General features: G+C 33.6%; 11 protein-coding genes. 4 read left to right on the plus strand and 7 right to left on the minus strand.

All coding sequences use genetic code 11. From position 1 onward, the window contains the following. Positions 1 to 360: 360 nt before the first annotated feature. From OA85_RS01865 to OA85_RS01875, 3 genes are read right to left on the minus strand one after another with little or no spacing between them, the layout of a single operon-like run. Positions 361 to 2,364 (minus strand): cytochrome c biogenesis protein CcdA, encoded by a 2,004-nt coding sequence (locus tag OA85_RS01865; RefSeq protein ID WP_039107788.1) that lies wholly within the window; start codon positions 2,362 to 2,364, stop codon positions 361 to 363. Continuing rightward, positions 2,364 to 3,674, minus strand: a complete 1,311-nt coding sequence (gene tilS, locus OA85_RS01870) for a tRNA lysidine(34) synthetase TilS (protein ID WP_039107791.1) — start codon at positions 3,672 to 3,674, stop codon at positions 2,364 to 2,366. The genes OA85_RS01865 and tilS overlap by 1 nt, the downstream gene beginning before the upstream one ends. Before the next feature lie 27 nt (positions 3,675 to 3,701). After that, complete coding sequence (locus OA85_RS01875) at positions 3,702 to 4,988, minus strand: anthranilate synthase component I family protein (RefSeq protein ID WP_039107793.1); 1,287 nt, start codon at positions 4,986 to 4,988, stop codon at positions 3,702 to 3,704. Positions 4,989 to 5,208: 220 nt separating this feature from the next. Between OA85_RS01875 and OA85_RS01885 the strand changes: the two genes are divergently transcribed. After that, positions 5,209 to 6,102, plus strand: a complete 894-nt coding sequence (locus tag OA85_RS01885) for a DUF4349 domain-containing protein (RefSeq protein WP_039107797.1) — start codon at positions 5,209 to 5,211, stop codon at positions 6,100 to 6,102. 408 nt (positions 6,103 to 6,510) lie between these two features. Beyond that, on the plus strand, positions 6,511 to 6,888 hold the full coding sequence (locus OA85_RS01890) for a hypothetical protein (protein ID WP_039107799.1): 378 nt from the start codon (positions 6,511 to 6,513) through the stop codon (positions 6,886 to 6,888). A 69-nt stretch (positions 6,889 to 6,957) separates the two neighbouring features. Here the strand turns inward: OA85_RS01890 and lpdA are convergent, their stop codons facing one another. Together lpdA and OA85_RS01900 are read right to left on the minus strand one after the other, a co-directional pair. Beyond that, on the minus strand, positions 6,958 to 8,361 hold the full coding sequence (gene lpdA, locus OA85_RS01895) for a dihydrolipoyl dehydrogenase (RefSeq protein ID WP_039107801.1): 1,404 nt from the start codon (positions 8,359 to 8,361) through the stop codon (positions 6,958 to 6,960). Between the two features lie 151 nt (positions 8,362 to 8,512). Then, positions 8,513 to 8,971 carry an Lrp/AsnC family transcriptional regulator gene (locus OA85_RS01900; RefSeq protein ID WP_039107804.1) on the minus strand — a complete coding sequence of 153 codons (459 nt, stop codon included), beginning with the start codon at positions 8,969 to 8,971 and terminating at the stop codon, positions 8,513 to 8,515. Between the two features lie 287 nt (positions 8,972 to 9,258). Between OA85_RS01900 and OA85_RS01905 the strand changes: the two genes are divergently transcribed. Continuing rightward, positions 9,259 to 10,485 carry an aminotransferase class I/II-fold pyridoxal phosphate-dependent enzyme gene (locus OA85_RS01905; protein ID WP_039107807.1) on the plus strand — a complete coding sequence of 409 codons (1,227 nt, stop codon included), beginning with the start codon at positions 9,259 to 9,261 and terminating at the stop codon, positions 10,483 to 10,485. Between the two features lie 124 nt (positions 10,486 to 10,609). Here the strand turns inward: OA85_RS01905 and OA85_RS01910 are convergent, their stop codons facing one another. Both OA85_RS01910 and OA85_RS01915 read right to left on the minus strand, forming a co-directional pair. Beyond that, positions 10,610 to 12,541, minus strand: a complete 1,932-nt coding sequence (locus OA85_RS01910) for an amino acid permease (protein WP_039109280.1) — start codon at positions 12,539 to 12,541, stop codon at positions 10,610 to 10,612. 303 nt (positions 12,542 to 12,844) lie between these two features. Then, entirely contained in the window at positions 12,845 to 15,760 is a 2,916-nt protein-coding gene (locus OA85_RS01915) for an FAD-binding and (Fe-S)-binding domain-containing protein (protein ID WP_039107809.1), read from the minus strand. Positions 15,761 to 16,011: 251 nt separating this feature from the next. Here OA85_RS01915 and OA85_RS01925 point away from each other — a divergent pair, with 251 nt between their 5' ends. Then, positions 16,012 to 17,544 (plus strand): glycoside hydrolase family 10 protein, encoded by a 1,533-nt coding sequence (locus OA85_RS01925; RefSeq protein ID WP_052257112.1) that lies wholly within the window; start codon positions 16,012 to 16,014, stop codon positions 17,542 to 17,544. The last annotated feature ends 12 nt before the right edge of the window (positions 17,545 to 17,556 follow it).

The following is a 17,556-nucleotide window of genomic DNA, read 5'->3' on the forward strand; positions in this document are numbered from 1 at the left end:
AAAATGCAAAATCAATAGAATTGGGTTTCTATTTTTTTAATTTATTTTAGCTGAACTCTTTTTTATAATAAATATTATTTAACAGAAAATATTTACATAATCAACTAAAATTCATCAACTTAAATACTAATTTATATAATTAAGAAGACATTAATCTTATTTTTAATACATTTTCGATTAAAGGAATAAAAAAAACTACTAACTACACATTTTACTTATTTAGATGAAATAAAAGAAGCCAATCAAAAAAAATTCACTTTAATTGTTTACTCTAATTTAAATTAATCAAAATTTCATGCAATAAAAAAACCTGCTCAATTACTTGAACAGGTTTTAATTATTTTAAAATAGTAAAAATTCTTATTTTTTAAATTTGGAAATTCCGGTTTTTAACCACCTTTCATATTCATCTACTCCAACATAACTTATCGTTGGCGTAGTCTCGTTTAGACTATTTCCTTCCAAATCTGTTAAAACATACAAAGGTTGTGTATTGGTTTTATATTTCGAAATCATAAAATCGGTCCACTTATCACCAATGGTTTCGATTTCGGCTCCGGTAGTTTTAGAAATATAATGTTCGTTTTTAGGTAATTCGCGTTTATCGTCTACATACAACGAAATTAAAACAACCTCGTTATTCAAAATGGAAAAAACACGCATATCTGACCAAACATTATTTTCCATTTTTCTGCAATTCACACAAGCATAGCCTGTAAAATCAAGCATAATAGGCTTATTTACCGTTTTGGCGTAAGCTAACCCTTTTTCATAATCATCAAAAACAACTAGTCCATGTGGTCCGCTTTTAGCTCCTTCGGGTAAAATGGCAGTAGCAGCTTTAACTCCTGAACCTCCGAAACCCATTGGACTTTCACTGTATTCCATTGGTGGCGGAAAAGCATTAATTAATTTTAATGGTGCTCCCCAAAGCCCCGGAATTAAATAAATGGTAAACGTCAAAACCAGTAATCCCATTAACAGCCTTCCTACTGAAATATGGGTCATAGGACTATCGTGCGGCAATGTAATTTTTCCAAATAAATATAATGCTAATACTCCAAAAACAGCAATCCAAATAGCCAAGAACACTTCTCTTTCCAATAAATGCAATTGCAAAACCAAATCAGCATTCGATAAAAATTTGAAGGCCAAAGCCAATTCCAGAAAACCCAAAACTACTTTTACTGTATTGAGCCACCCACCTGATTTTGGTAAAGAATGTAACCAACCCGGGAACATGGCAAACAACATAAAGGGTAAGGCTAAAGCCAATGAAAAACCAAACATCCCGATGATGGGTGCAATACCTCCTTTGGAAGCAGCATCAACCAGAAGTGTCCCCACAATAGGTCCTGTGCAAGAAAAAGATACTATTGCTAGAGCCAATGCCATGAATAATATTCCTATTATCCCTCCTCTATCGGCTTGATTGTCTACTTTATTAGCCCAAGAATTAGGCAACATAATCTCGAATGCACCAAGAAATGAAGATGCAAAAATAATCAATAAAACAAAGAATAGTATATTAAACCAAACATTGGTAGACAGCGCATTTAGCGCATCAGCACCAAAAATCCATGTCACTAAAAATCCTAATACCACATAAATAAATATGATGGAAATCCCATAAATGATTGCATTTCTAATCCCTTTTGCTTTTGTTTTACTTTGTTTCGTAAAAAAACTCACCGTCATAGGAATCATCGGGAAAACACAAGGAGTAAGCAATGCGGCAAATCCTGATAAAAAAGCGATAAAGAAAATAGACCACAACCCTATTTGAGTGACTGGTTTTGCAGCTTCAACTTCTGATTTTACAGGAATAACGGTTTCTTTTACTGCTGGTTTTGAAACTATTGTATCAACTTTTACAGTATCCGTTTTAAGGACAACTTCCTTCGCAATTTTTGAATTTAATGGAATTGTAAAAGTAAATTTTTTCTCTAAATTGATACAAACTTCTTTACAAACTTGGTAATTCAAGTCGGTTTCAATTTTAGTGGTTTTCGGGTTTGTTATCTTGATTTCCTGTTGAATCTGAGCTTTATCATGAAAAAAAGTTTCGTTCACCCCAAAAACATCGTTGAAAGCTGTTGTTGTTTTACTTTCTTTAGCTTTACCAACTAAGGTAAAATTTCCTTTTTGATCTTTAAAAATAATTTCCAAAGGCAGTGGCCCACCATCTGGTGTAAATTGAGAATACAAATGCCAGTCTTTTTCAATAACTGCATTAAAAGTTAACAAATAAGTGTTCTCTGATTTTTTTTCAATTTTAGTAGTCCATTTTGCAGGATCAAGAATTTGTGCATTTCCTTTGGTGAAAGCCAAAAAAGCAAAAAGTATAAATAGTATTTTTCTCATTATTCTAATTCTATTTTAAGTATATTTTGTGTTTCGTTTTCTATTCTAAAACGGTTATCCTGACGAATTCCAACAATCCAAACAATTTCATCTTTGGAACATAAAAGCCACGTATTTTCTTTATCAATCAATGATAATTTTTCATCCTTAAATAATTTACTCACTTTTTTAGATTTACCTCCCATGCCAAAAGGCTGAAAAAAATCACCTTCACTCCAATGGCGCAAAATCAAAGGAAATTGTAATTTATTGGCGTCAACAAAGATAGTTTTATTTGAAACGATACTTATGTCGGCTACTTTACAAAAGGAAAGATTTAAGGGAATATTAACTTCTTCCTGATTTTCTTCAATTAAATATTCCTTCTTTTCATTTACGAAATTTATCGGACTTAGGATTAAGGAATCTCTGTCTTTCAATAATCGAAACTCCAGAGAAAAAACCTGCTTACCTGATTGACTTTCGACCAAATCATAAATATCATCCCATGCCGAAAATCCAAATTCTTTCAGCCATTGGTACAAATACGATTTGTAATTAGGCAATTTCATCAATTGATTCAAATCAAAGTGAATGTTTTCCTCCTCCTGCTTTGCTACTTGTTGATATACAATTATAGCTGCATCCTCAACCATAGCTTGCGCTTCTTGCAAATACGTTTCTGTTTTATGAAAAGAAGAAAGGAAATTTGGGTTTAATTCCTTTAACATTGGTACTAAATGATGGCGAATTTTATTTCGAAGGTATTTATCGGATACATTACTGCTGTCTTCTCGCCATTGAATCCTATTTTCTTTAGCATACGCTTCAATTTCTTGTCGGGAAAACAATAAAAATGGCCGAATCACATTTTCATTTTGTTCCGGAATTCCTGTTAAACCTTCTAATCCAGTTCCTCGTGTAAGATTGATAAGAAAGGTTTCTATATTGTCATCAGCATGATGTGCGGTGAGAATATAGTCGAATTTTTCCGTTTCCAATAATTCATAAAACCAGTTGTAACGCAACTCGCGAGCGGCAACTTGAGTAGAAAGCTTATAATCCTCAGCAAATGCTTTGGTATCAAATTGTGTTACAAATACCTGAATATCATTTGCGAGAGCATATTCCTGAACAAAATCCTGATCACCGAAACTTTCCATTCCACGAAGTTGAAAATTACAATGTGCAATACCAATTTTATATTCTAATTGCTGAAATAAATGCACCATAACCATACTGTCAATACCGCCGCTTGTGGCAAGAAGCAGTTTTTTTCCATTCAAAAACTGAAAATTGTGAAGAAGATGATTTTGGAATTTCTGTAGCATATTCAAAAGTAATTAATTCATTTTAATTTAGCTTAAAACTTCTCGCATAGCTTTGGCTTTAAGCAAACATTCCTCGTACTCCTTTTCAGGAATTGATTGTGATGTAATGGCACTTCCCACTGAAAAAGAAACATATTTTCTCTCCTGATTGTACAAAATACTTCGGATTACCACATTAAAATCAAAATCACCACTTGGCGTAAAATACCCTACTGCCCCACTGTACAAACCGCGTTTTGTTTCTTCCAAATTTTCGATAATTTTCATTACTGAAATTTTTGGCGCTCCGGTCATACTCCCCATCGGGAAAGTGGTTTTTATAGCATCGACCGCAGTATATTGATGATCTAATTTTGAAGTAATCGTAGAAATCATTTGGTGCACTTGCAAAAAAGAATAAATTTTACATAATTCTGTTACCGTTACAGAACTTTTTTGTGCTGTATGTGACAAATCATTGCGAACTAAATCCGTGATCATAATATTTTCCGAACGCTCTTTTGGGTCTAAAGCCAATTGAGTTCGCGATTTTTCATCTTCTACAGGATCCGAAAATCGTTTCGCAGTTCCTTTAATTGGCTGTGAAATAATCAATTCTCCTTCTTTTTTTAAATAGCGTTCCGGTGAAGCTGAAAGCAAAAAATGGCTGTTATTCTTGAAAAAAACAGCGAATGGTGGAAGAGAAATTTCGTTCAGCTTTATAAACTTTTCAATGGGATTAATAGTTGCATTTTCTGCAAAAAACTCCATGCAAAAATTAGCTTCGTAAATATCTCCGTGGTGAATGTGTTCCAATATTTTGGATGCCTTTTCGAGATAATTGGCTTTTGAAATTCGTTGTTGAATTGTTACTATTTCTTCTATTTCGATTTTCGAATTTTGAATTTTTATAATATCTTCAAAGTCTTCGTCGGCCTCATCGTCACACATATTGAGGTATTGGATTTCGAGTTCATTTCCTTTCAATAAAAATAATTTCTTAGGTTGAAAGAAAAATAAATCCGGAAAACCCAGTCCATCAAAATTATTGGATTGCAATAGCTCAACATCATTTTTTAAATCATACGATAAATAACCAAAAAGCCAGTCTTTGGTAATTTGCTGGTATTGTTTTAAATCTTCAAAAGCATTATGATAATCTGTTTTTATGGAAGTAAAAGCATCTACTGCTAGCAGACAATCATAACTGGAATGTCCCTGCGGATAATCATTACTATCCATAAAAATGACTTCACGAAATTGTTGCGACCAAAGTAAAAGTTGCTGTTTGAAGGCTGTCGGATCGGATATTTGCTTATAAATTGAAACTCTCAAAAACGATTTATTTTAGGATTCAAAATTACAATAAAAAAATTCCACCCAAGAAGCAGTAACCAAAAATTAATGGCACGATTTTTATTACAAAAAAGAATGACTTTACCTCCATAAATTGATCCGACTATTGATAAAAAATTACTTATCCGTTTTAAATAAAACAACTCCTTTACCTGCAATAAGTAAATCATTTTTAATCAATATTTAAAATCAATTCTCTATGAAAACAATTGTAAAATTAAGCGTAGCGTCATTAGTAATCATGGCATTGCTATTTTCCTGTAAAAAAGGAGAAACTCCAGCTGAAGATGCAGCACTCGAATCATCAACCAAAGTAACTGATGCTATTTCTTCATCAGCAGCAATCGATAAAAAAGGGGATAATCGAAAATTTATTCGGACAGCAGACTTAAAATTTAAAGTGAAAAATGTACCTCAATCAACGTATGCTATCGAAAACGCAACCAATAAATTTGGAGGATATGTTACCTACACTAATTTACAAAGTACCATTTCAGACCAAATAGAAACCAAAATAAGTCAAGACAGCATTCTGGAAACTACAAAGTTTTCAGTAGAAAATAGCATTACCATTCGAGTACCAAATACCAAGCTCGACACCCTGATAAAAGTGATTGCAAAACAAATTGCCTTTTTAGATTATCGGCTGATAAAAGCAGATGATGTTTCGATACAAATGATAAAAAACCAATTGACACAAAACAGGAAAGCAAATCATCAAAAACGATTGGAAAAAGCCATTGATACTAAGGGCAAAAAACTAAATGACATCACTATCGCCGAAAGTGATTTAGAGAATCAAAAGGAACAAAATGATTCCAGCACAATCGAAAACATATCCTTGCAAGACCAAGTAAATTTAAGTACAATAAAACTACAAATCTACCAGCCTGAATCCCTAAAACAGGAAAAAATTGCTAATACTAAAGATAAAAGCAACTATCAAAACAATATAGGAATCGAAATTCTGGATGCGCTAAAAAATGGTTGGTATATGCTTAAAGAAATAATTATTTTTATCTTCAATCTTTGGGCAATTCTGTTAATTGGAACTATTGGTTTTATTGTTTATAAGAAATATTTGCATAAATAAAATTAAAACTGTTAAAAACCAATCGTTTTCGTGTCAAAAAATTAATTATCTTTATATCATAAAATAAATATAAAACTATTTTGATACAAAATAATTGTAAACATGGGAATTAAAAACCTAATATATATTTGCATTCAACCCAAAGTTTACAAATAGCAATACAGTGATGTTTTCATAAATATTTACTACAAATAAGTTATGATACACCTCAAAAGATTAAATTTTTATTAGCGATAAATATAAAATACAAAGAAAGTGGTCAATGAAGAAGATTGAATTTATATGGAAGCACAATATTACAGTTAGACTTTTTCAGGCTTAGCCTTCGTCAATAAAAGGCTTTCTATAAAAATGAAATGGTATTTCTAAACAGTAATTTTAATTTGTTAACCAATAAAACCACATATTATGAAAATTGCTATCATCATTGTCAGAACTTTAATTGGCCTTTTATTTCTTTTTACTTCTATCAGTTATTTTTTCAATCTAATGCCAGAACCTGTTGCCACTGGGAATTTTAAAGCTTTTCAGATTGGTATAGTAGCCTCAACTTATTTAATCCCGTTAGCCAAAACTGTTGAACTACTTAGTGGATTGTCATTTGTTACTGGACGATATGTAACTTTAGCCAATATCGCCATTCTTCCGGTTACAATAAATATTTTACTGATCAATTTTTTCCTTACACCAGAAAATATGCCAATAGCCTTATTTGTGTTTTTAGGAAATTTATTTCTAATTTTCACTCATTGGGAAAACTATAAAAGTCTATTTTTGGCTAAATAATTTAAACCATATAAAATAAGAAACCCGCCTAATAGCGGGTTTCTTATTTTATAAAAGAGGTGTTTTTAATTACACATGTAAAGCTCTATTATCAGTAGCGGCTAATGCAGCTTCTTTTATTGCTTCTGCAAATGTTGGATGTGCGTGAGACATTCTTGAAATATCTTCAGCAGATGCTTTAAATTCCATTGCTGTAACGGCTTCAGCAATTAAATCAGCACAACGGGCTCCAATCATATGAACTCCTAAAACTTCATCGGTTTTTGCATCAGCCAGAATTTTTACAAATCCGTCTAAATCTCCACCTGCTCTTGCACGACCTAAAGCTTTGAAAGGGAAACTTCCTGATTTGAAATCAACACCAGCTGCTTTCAATTGCTCCTCAGTTTGTCCAACAGCAGCGACTTCTGGCCATGTGTAAACAACACCAGGAATCAAGTTATAATCAATATGTGGTTTTTGACCCGCTAAAATCTCAGCAACCATTGCTCCTTCTTCTTCTGCTTTGTGCGCTAACATTGCTCCACGAACAACATCACCAATTGCATAGATATTAGGAACTGAAGTTTGTAAATGATCGTTTACTTCTACCATTCCTCTATCTGAGATTTTTACTCCTGCTTTATCAGCATTCAATCCATCAGTATACGGACGACGTCCTACAGAAACTAATGAATAATCTCCTTCAAGAGTAATCGTTTCTCCTTTTGCATTTTCAGCTTGAACAACAACACCTTCACCATTTCTTTCTACTGATTTCACTTTGTGTGAAACGTAGAATTTCATGCCTTGTTTCTTCAATACTTTAGTCAATTCTTTAGACAATGAAGCGTCCATACCTGGAATGATTCTGTCTAAATATTCTACAACAGAAACTTGCGCTCCCAATCGTAAATACACTTGACCTAATTCAATTCCAATTACTCCACCACCAATAATCACCAAATGTTTTGGTACTTCTTTAAGTTTCAACGCTTCGGTAGAAGTGATGATTCTTTCTTTATCAATCTTGATAAATGGTAAAGAAGATGGTTTTGAACCTGTTGCGATAATGATATTTTTAGCTTCGATAGTTTCAGAAGTTCCATCTGCTTTTGCAACAGCAACATGTGTAGCATCAACAAATGAACCCAATCCTTCCAGAACTGTAATTTTATTTTTGTCCATTAAAAATTTCACCCCACCCGAAGTTTGATCAACAACGGCTTGTTTGCGTGCAATCATTTTTTCAAGGTTCACTTTTACTTCTCCGGAAACTTCAATTCCGTGATCTGCAAAATGAGCAATTTCACTGTAATGATGAGAAGAAGCAAGCAATGCTTTTGAAGGAATACAACCTACATTTAGGCAAGTTCCACCAAGAGTGGAATATTTTTCGATAATTGCTGTTTTGAACCCTAATTGTGCACAACGAATTGCTGATACATATCCGCCTGGTCCAGAACCTATAATGACTACGTCAAATGAACTCATAGTATATTTTTTTATTGTGTTTTTATAAAATGTCGCACAAAATTAAGGAATTAAGTTTTGTTTAAAGTTTAATTTACAAGGTTTTTTGTTATGAATTTTTAGCAATTCGTATTTACATACCGTTGAATACCTACTTAAATTGGCATATATACTAAATATCAACAACTGTCGTGCTTTTTACTTCACTAATCATAAATGTGCTGTGTGTGCTTCCTATATGTTGTAATGTGGTGAGTTTTGTAACTAAAAATTCGCGGTAGGCTTCCATATCTTTTACCACAATTTTCAGAATATAATCGTAATCGCCGCTCACATGATGGCATTCCATCACCTCTTTTAGCTTCACCACTTCACTTTCGAATTTAGCAATAAATTCCTTGGTGTGCTGTATCAGTTTAAGATGGCAAAAAACAACAAAACCCTTCTCAACTTTTGAACGATTGACCAACACGACGTATTTATCGATAATTCCTTCCCTTTCCATTTTTTTGATACGTTCATAAACGGCAGTAACGGAAAGATTGAGTTTTAAGGAAAGTTCTTTGGTTGTTTTCTTGCTGTCAGATTGTAATAAAAAAAGCAGCTTTTTATCTATTGAATCTAATGTCATTTTATTAAAAAATTTGGAATGGATAAATAATCTATAAAATTCTTATTTGAGAAGCTAATTTAGAAAATTAAATTAAATTATTACTATTTTATAGTTTTAAAATCCAATATTTAACGCCATGATTGATTATTAATCTATAATGATTTTATTTTGAAATAAATTTCTTGATGCATCCGAGATTTCTAGCCCAGATAGCAGTGAAAATCCTTTTCTTTTTTTCTTTAAAAAAGAAAAGATTGAAACGAATAGCTGGAAATAGCTCCTAAATAAACGATTAAATATAAATTATGAAAAATTTCAATCCCGCAGACAACATTCAGGATTTACAGTACTTTGGTGAATTTGGTGGTGTAAACCCATCAATTTCTGACTCCTCAACCTATACTTTTTTATCGGCAAAAACGATGTTCGATACTTTTGAAGGCAATATGGAAGGCTGTTATTTGTATTCCCGTCATTCCTCGCCGAGCAATTTGTACTTAGACAAAGCACTGGCAGCAATGGAAGGAACTGAAACAGCCAATGTTTCAGCATCTGGAATGGGAGCGATTACGCCTACGCTATTGCAATTGTGTGGTTCGGGAGATCATATCGTTTCTAGCAGAACTATTTATGGTGGAACGTATGCTTTCTTAAAGAATTTCACGCCTAGATTAGGTATCAAAACCACTTTTGTTGACATCACAAAATTAGACCTTGTGGAAGCTGCCATTACTCCCGAAACCAAAGTTTTGTACTGTGAGACGGTGAGCAATCCTTTACTGGAAGTGGCTGATATTGCTGGTTTGGCAAAAATTGCAAAAAAACACAATTTGAAATTGGTGGTCGATAATACTTTTTCACCATTATCCGTTTCTCCTGCAAAATTAGGTGCTGATATTGTGATTCACAGTTTAACGAAATACATCAACGGAAGCAGTGATACGGTGGGCGGTGTCACCTGTGCTTCACAGGAATTTATCGACAGTTTAAAAAATGTGAATAGTGGTGCCAGCATGTTATTGGGGCCAACAATGGATAGTTTGCGTTCGGCTAGTGTGATGAAAAACTTGCGTACGCTACATATTCGAATGAAACAACACAGTTACAATGCGATGTATCTGGCGGAACGTTTTGAAAAAGACGGACTAAAAACAGTTTATCCGGGTTTGAAAAGTCACCCGAGTCATGAATTGTATACTAGTATGATTAATCCAGAATATGGTTTTGGCGGAATGATGACATTGGATGTTGGAACTTTGGCGAAAGCCAATGAACTAATGGAATTGATGCAGGCAAAAAACCTGGGATACCTTGCTGTGAGTTTAGGATTTTACAAAACCTTATTTAGCGCGCCAGGAACATCAACTTCAAGCGAAATTCCTATGGAAGAACAGATAGAAATGGGATTGACTGATGGTTTAATTCGGTTTTCTATAGGTTTAGATAATGATATTGAAAGAACCTACCAGATGATGAAAAAATGCATGATGGAATTGAATGTACTAACATCAGAATCCGTTTTGATGGAATAGTTTTTTTTTAGTTTTGTAGTTTGTTGAATCCGTTTGAAAGTATATTTCGAACGGATTTTTTTGGTTTAAACAAAAAAAAACGTCTTGATTGTGCAAGACGTTTTCCTATATAAATCTTCAAATTTTATGCTTCTTTCAAGTTCAATTTACTGTTGTTACGACTGAAGCTAAAATAAATCGTCAAACCTATTAACAACCAAATAGTAAAGTAAATCCAGTTCCAAACACTTAGCTCTGCCATCATATACAAGCAACAGATTAAACCTAACAATGGAATCAACGATAAGTTTTCTTTGAATGACCAAACTGATAATCCAACCAAAACAATCAGAAAAATCCACATTGGAATTTTATGTTTGAATAAACCGAAACCACTTTCATATTTAATTGAATCTGATACTGGTAAACCTGCAATTACACTAGCATATTTAGCATCGTCTTGTTGGTACTGACTTAGTAAAAATTCTAAATCCGGAGTACCTGTTGTAGCATTTTTAACATCAACTTGCACTAAATAATCATATACTTTTTGAGTTTCTTCTTTATTTAATGATGTAATTATCGCTGCTGAACTATTGATTTGAGTTTCATTAGTAATGAAATCCATTGTATTTTTTTTATTGTATCCAAAAGCAAAAACCAATCCCATAATCATTAAGACTGGCATAATGAATTTTGAATTCACGTAAGGTGTTTTGAATTTTCCACGAGGAATATCCGTTCTGTTTTGCAAAGCCAAAACTCCTGCACAAACCAATACAAAAGCAAACAACGTCCCAATACTGCATAAATCCGTAACCATTGTTAAATTCAAAAATAAAGCAGGTATTGCCACTACAAAACCAGTAACAATTGTAGCATAAGAAGGTGTTTTATATTTAGGATGCACTGTAGAGAAACGTTTTGGTAATAATCCATCTCGACTCATACTCATCCAGATACGAGGTTGTCCCATTTGAAATACCAATAAAACACTCGCCATGGCAATTACAGCACTTACTGCAATAATTCCCGACATCCATTTTAAATGCAGTTTATCAAATACAAATGCTAATGGATCTCCTACATTCAATTCGTTGTAGCTTACCATTCCGGTTAATACTAATGCAATTGCAATATATAATAGGGTACAAATAATAATGGCCCACATCATTCCTTTTGGTAAATCACGTTGTGGATCTTTACATTCTTCGGCAGTTGTAGAAATTGCATCAAATCCGATATAAGCAAAGAATACAGCAGAAACTCCTTTTAAAACCCCTGAAACCCCATTAGGTGCAAACGGATGCCAATTATCAACATCTACATAAAAAATCCCTACAGCAATTACTAAAAGTACGATACATAATTTGACAACAACCATAATATTACTGGCATTACGAGACTCTTTCATTCCACGATAAACCAAAGCCGTAATTAAAACAATAATTAATAAAGCTGGTAAATCAGCCACAAGGTGAAAGGAACCAATAACAGGTGAAGTAGTCCATGCTGTATATGCCGCTTGTGTTGCTAAACTTAGATTTTCAAATGTTTTCCCACTTTGCATTAAAGCTGTTGCATCTTTAAAACCATTGGAAGCCGATAAATAATCCATTTGGGCATATTGTGGAAGATGAACCCCCATACTATCGAGCAATCCGGTAAAATAATCACTCCACGATATGGCAACGGTTATATTCCCTACTGCATATTCCATTATTAATGCCCAACCAATAATCCAAGCGATTATTTCTCCAAAAGCTACATAAGAATAAGTATAAGCACTTCCGGAAACAGGGACCATCGAAGCAAATTCAGCATAAGCAAAGGCCGCAAAACTACAGGCTATGGCAGTAAACAAGAAAAGAAAGATAACTGCAGGACCTCCATCAGCACTTGCTTTTCCTATGGTACTAAAAATACCGGCTCCTACGATTGCTGCAATTCCAAAGGCAGTTAAATCACGAGCGGTTAAATGCTTTCCAAGTGCATTATGGCCATCAGCATTATTTTTTTCAACCTGTTTTAAAATGTCTTGTACTGTTTTCTTTCTGAATAAACCATTTAATGCCATATTGCAAATTTTATCGTTAAAAATTAATCTGTCGTAAATTTTACGGTTTAATCCGAAAATAACGTAAATTTTATAAAAAATCAAATATATAAAACAATTTCAATATTAGAAATTTTAAGGAAACTATTTTGTTTTTAACTTCACCTCCCATTCCATATTTCATTTTTTTAACCATTAAAAAATATCAAATCAATATTTAATAGCTATAATTTTTACGAAATAAGAGATATAAAACAAAACTTTTAAACTAAATTCATTTTTTTACAAATATTAAACATTTAATGTTCCAAAACAAGTACTAATCTATTTTAAATATGACTTTAAAACAGTTACTGGATGCAGCGCTTTTCTATTAGTTCCATCAAAAATCTGATGACGGCAACTTGTTCCAGCAGCAGCAATGGTTATAGCGGCATCAGTTGCTCTGATTTTTGGAAACAAAGTATCTTCTCCCATTTGCATACTGATATCATAATGCTCTTTTTCATATCCAAAAGAACCTGCCATTCCACAACATCCCGAATTGTAAATCGTAACCGAACTGTTTTTTGGCACATTCAACATGGCAAAAGTCGCTTCAATAGAACTCAATGACTTTTGATGACAGTGCCCATGAATTTTTACTGTTCTCTCCGCATCAGAAAATTGTTCAGAATGAATTTTTCCAGTTGTAATCTCATTTTTAAAAAACTCTTCGATAGTAAATACATTTTTGGATAATTTTTTGGCATTGTCTTTATCATCTGCCAAACGGATGTATTCATCCCTAAAAGTTAATATCGCCGATGGTTCTATTCCTATCAAAGGACAATCAGCAGTAATAATTGTCGAAAAAATAGTAACGTTTTTATTGGCAATTGCTTTTGCTTCTTCCAGAAAACCTTTGGATATAAAAGCCCTTCCACTTTCCTCATGATCCACTACAATGACCTCATATCCTATTTTTGTCAATAATTCATACGCATCTATACCAACTGAAACATCATAAAAATTGGTAAACTCATCACAAAATAGATATACTTTTCCGTTTGCAAAAGAATCACTTGGTGCTTTTGATTTATTTTTTTTGTACCATTTTCTAAAAGTAGCTGGAGCCAATAAAGGAACTTCCCTTTTTGGAGCAATTCCCATGCTCTTTTTGACCAAAGGTAAATTAACAATGAAATTGGTAATCGAAGGAGTGATGCTTCCTAAACTATTTAATTTAGAGTTGAAAGCAAATATTTTATTTCGCAAAGAAAATCCATTTGCTTTTTGGTATTGGTACAAAAACTCCGATTTTAAGGCGGCTACATCCACATTACTTGGACATTCGCTGGCACAAGCTTTACAACTTACACACAATTCAAATACTTTATATAATTCTTCGTGATTGAACTTATTGTCTTTTTCTGAATGCGTCAAATATTCTCTCAGCGCGTTGGCTCTGGCACGAGTCGTGTCTTTTTCGTTTCGTGTGGCACGATAACTTGGACATAACGTACCACCAGCTGATGGCAATTTTCTGCAATCGCCGGAACCATTGCATTTCTCTGCAGCACGCAAAATCCCCATGCTATCAGAAAAATCCTGAATCGTTTTGATATCCGGTTCAACCCTTCCCGCTTCAACCCGAAGGTTTTCATCCATTTTGAAGGCATTTACAATTTTTCCAACGTTTAAAATGGTATCTGGGTCAAACGCTTTTTTTACTCGTTTTAATAATTCATAATTCTTATCTCCAATCATAAAAGGTAAAAACTCACCACGAACTATTCCGTCACCGTGTTCTCCGCTCAATGATCCTCTATATTTTTTAACCAAAATAGCCACTTCGGTAGCGATGTTCCTAAATTGGTGCAGTCCTTCTTTTGTCTTTAAGTTTAAAACAGGTCGTAAGTGAATTTCTCCGGCTCCGGCATGTGCATAATAAATCGCACTCTGACCATGACGCTTCATCATAGCAGAGAACTCCGCAATATAATTGGGTAAATCACTCAACTCGACAGCGGTATCTTCAATAGAATCGGCAGCTTTATCATCTCCAACAATACTTCCTAAAAGTCCGAGACCTGCTTTTCGTAACTCATTTATTTTATCAATGTCAGAGCCATAAATTTTAGGCAAGGCATACCCAAAATTATGCAGTTCAAGATCTGCTATCAAAGCATTGGCTTGAGATTCGGCATCTTCCATACTATGATGTGACGCTACTTCAAGCATGATAACTGCTTTTGGTTCCCCTTGTATGAAAAATCTATTTTTGGCTTGTTCCCTGTTTGTTTTAGTACAATCTAATATGGTGTCATCCATCATTTCGCAAGTGTACAAGTGATGTTTCATCGCTGTGACTACGGCTTCTAAACTTTCTTGAATGGTATGAAAATGCGCTACCACCATGACATTATTCGTTGGCGGTAAATCATCTACTTTCAACGTTATTTCGGTAGTAAATGCTAAAGTTCCTTCGCTTCCGCAAAGTAATTTACCTAAGTTTATTGTTTTTTCTGTTCCTGAAAATAGTTCTGATTTTAATAATAAATCTATTGCATAACCCGTATTTCGTCTGTGAATTTCAGGTTTTGGAAACTCCTTTACAATTTCTTTCTGGTTTTCTGTATTCGAAAGTTCCTCATAAATTGTTTTGTAGATAGTATTCTCAAGTGAATTCCCTTTTGTTTTTTCAATGAATTCTTGCGAAGTCATTTCTTTAAATACAGTGGAACTTCCATCACTCAAAACGGCTTTTAATTCCACTATTTTATCCCGAGTTACACCATAACGTATGGATGTAGTTCCAGATGAATTATTCCCCACCATTCCTCCTATCATACATCGATTTGAGGTAGAAGTATTGGGCCCAAAAAACAATCCATGCGGTTTCAAGAACAAATTCAGTTCATCCCGAATCACTCCTGGTTGTACCGTTACCGTTTTTTTTATGGGATCAAAAGCAACAATCTTGGTAAAATGTTTCGAAACATCAACAATAATTCCGTTACCAACTGTCTGTCCTGCCAATGAAGTTCCGGCAGTTCTAGGCGTTATTGAAATTTTATTTTTTGCAGCAAAGCGAATAATTTTGATAATATCTTCTTCCGTTTTTGGAAGCGCTACGGCAAGTGGCATAATTCTATACGCTGAAGCATCCGTAGCATAAAGTGTTTTATGAAGATCGTCATATAAAAGTGTTCCTTCTAATGATTGAGATAATTGCTCTAATTGAAGTGGGGTTGACATGGCTGGTACATTATATTTTATAAAAACTGACAATACAGCATTATTTGACAAATATAAATATATAGCCTATTATAAATTAAAAAATCAAATAAGAAAAAATCAAAAAAATTTCTCTTTTCACATAAAGTTTCATTTAAAAATACTTTGGCAAAGAAATTGCGCTAGTAAAATAAGTCAAATTTTATACCTGTTTTATCTGGTAAATTTCACTAAAAAAACTATTTTTGAATACTTTATAAAATAAGACCCTAATGAAAAATTACAAGCTTGTCTTAGTATTTATTTTGTTCTTCCTACTTTCTTTTTGGAATGGGAACGCACAAATGATGGCAACAAATCCTAAAAATGAATTTAGAGCGGTTTGGATAGCCACGGTTGTTAATATTGACTGGCCAAAAAGCAGCACGGACAATGTTAACAAACAGAAAGCTGATTTTATTGAAATTTTAGACACCTATAAAAAACTAAATTATAATGCCGTTATTGTTCAGATTCGAAGTGTTGGTGATGCCTTTTATCCTACGGAATTAGCGCCTTGGTCTCGGTTTTTGACAGGAAAAGAAGGGCAAGCGCCAAAACCTTATTTCGACACATTGGCATGGATGATAAACGAAACTCACGCCAGAGGTTTTGAATTTCACGCCTGGTTAAATCCATATCGCGCCACAATGGACTTAAATACGGCAATCTTAAGCCCGAAACATGATTTTTACCTACATCCAGATTGGATGATTAAATACGGTGGGAAATATTATTACAATCCGGCGTTGCCAGAAGTACAAGACCATCTGCTGAAAGTTGTAGATGAAGTGGTTAAAAACTATGACATTGATGCCATTCATTTTGATGATTATTTCTATCCATACAAAGTAAAAGGAGAGTATTTTAATGACACTGCAGCTTTTGTAAAATATGGCAACAACCTAAGTTTAGAAGATTGGAGACGTTCCAATGTGAATAATTTTGTCAAAAATGTTTCCATTTCCATTAAAAATATAAAACCTTGGGTACAATTTGGCATCAGCCCGTTTGGAGTTTGGAGAAATAAATCAGTGGATCCAAAAGGCTCAGAAACGGAAGCTGGCCAAACAAATTATGATGATTTATTTGCCGATCCAATAGCGTGGATGCAAAACAAATGGATTGATTACCTCGTTCCTCAATTGTACTGGAGTATGGACCATCCTAAAGCTTCATATTCAAAATTATTGCGTTGGTGGTCCGAAAACTCGACTAATACAGCAATCTACATTGGAAACGGAACCTATAAAATAAATACTGATTCTGATAAAAGATGGAATAATCCAAATGAAATCCCAAATCAAATTGACATCACCCGTAGTTATAAAAACATTCAAGGAAATGCATTTTTCAGTGCCAAATCATTTTTAAACAGAAATCAAAACGTAACGCAACTACTGTTAGAAAATCAATACAAATACCCAGCGCTTCCTAATGTTGTTCCTAATTCCATTAGAAAAGTAGTTGACGTACCAACAGTCAATACTATCGTAAAAAATGCGGTTTCTTCCAGCTTCAATGTAAAATCTCCTTTGAATAGCAAAATTCGCTATGTTATGGTATATGGATCAAATGCAACTACTAAAATTGATATTAATGATCCAAGTCAAATCATTGAAAAAATACCGTTTCAAGAAAAAAGTAATGCTGTTGAAGTAATCATACCCACTTGTAAACTAGATAAAAATAATTCCTGCGCCATTACATTCATCGATTTTTATGGTAATGAAAGTGAGCCAACTTTAGTGAACTTTACGCTATAAAATTTGAATTGA

Origin of the sequence: Flavobacterium sp. AED, assembly GCF_000812945.1 — a bacterium.
In the GTDB taxonomy this organism is placed as follows: Bacteria; Bacteroidota; Bacteroidia; order Flavobacteriales; family Flavobacteriaceae; genus Flavobacterium.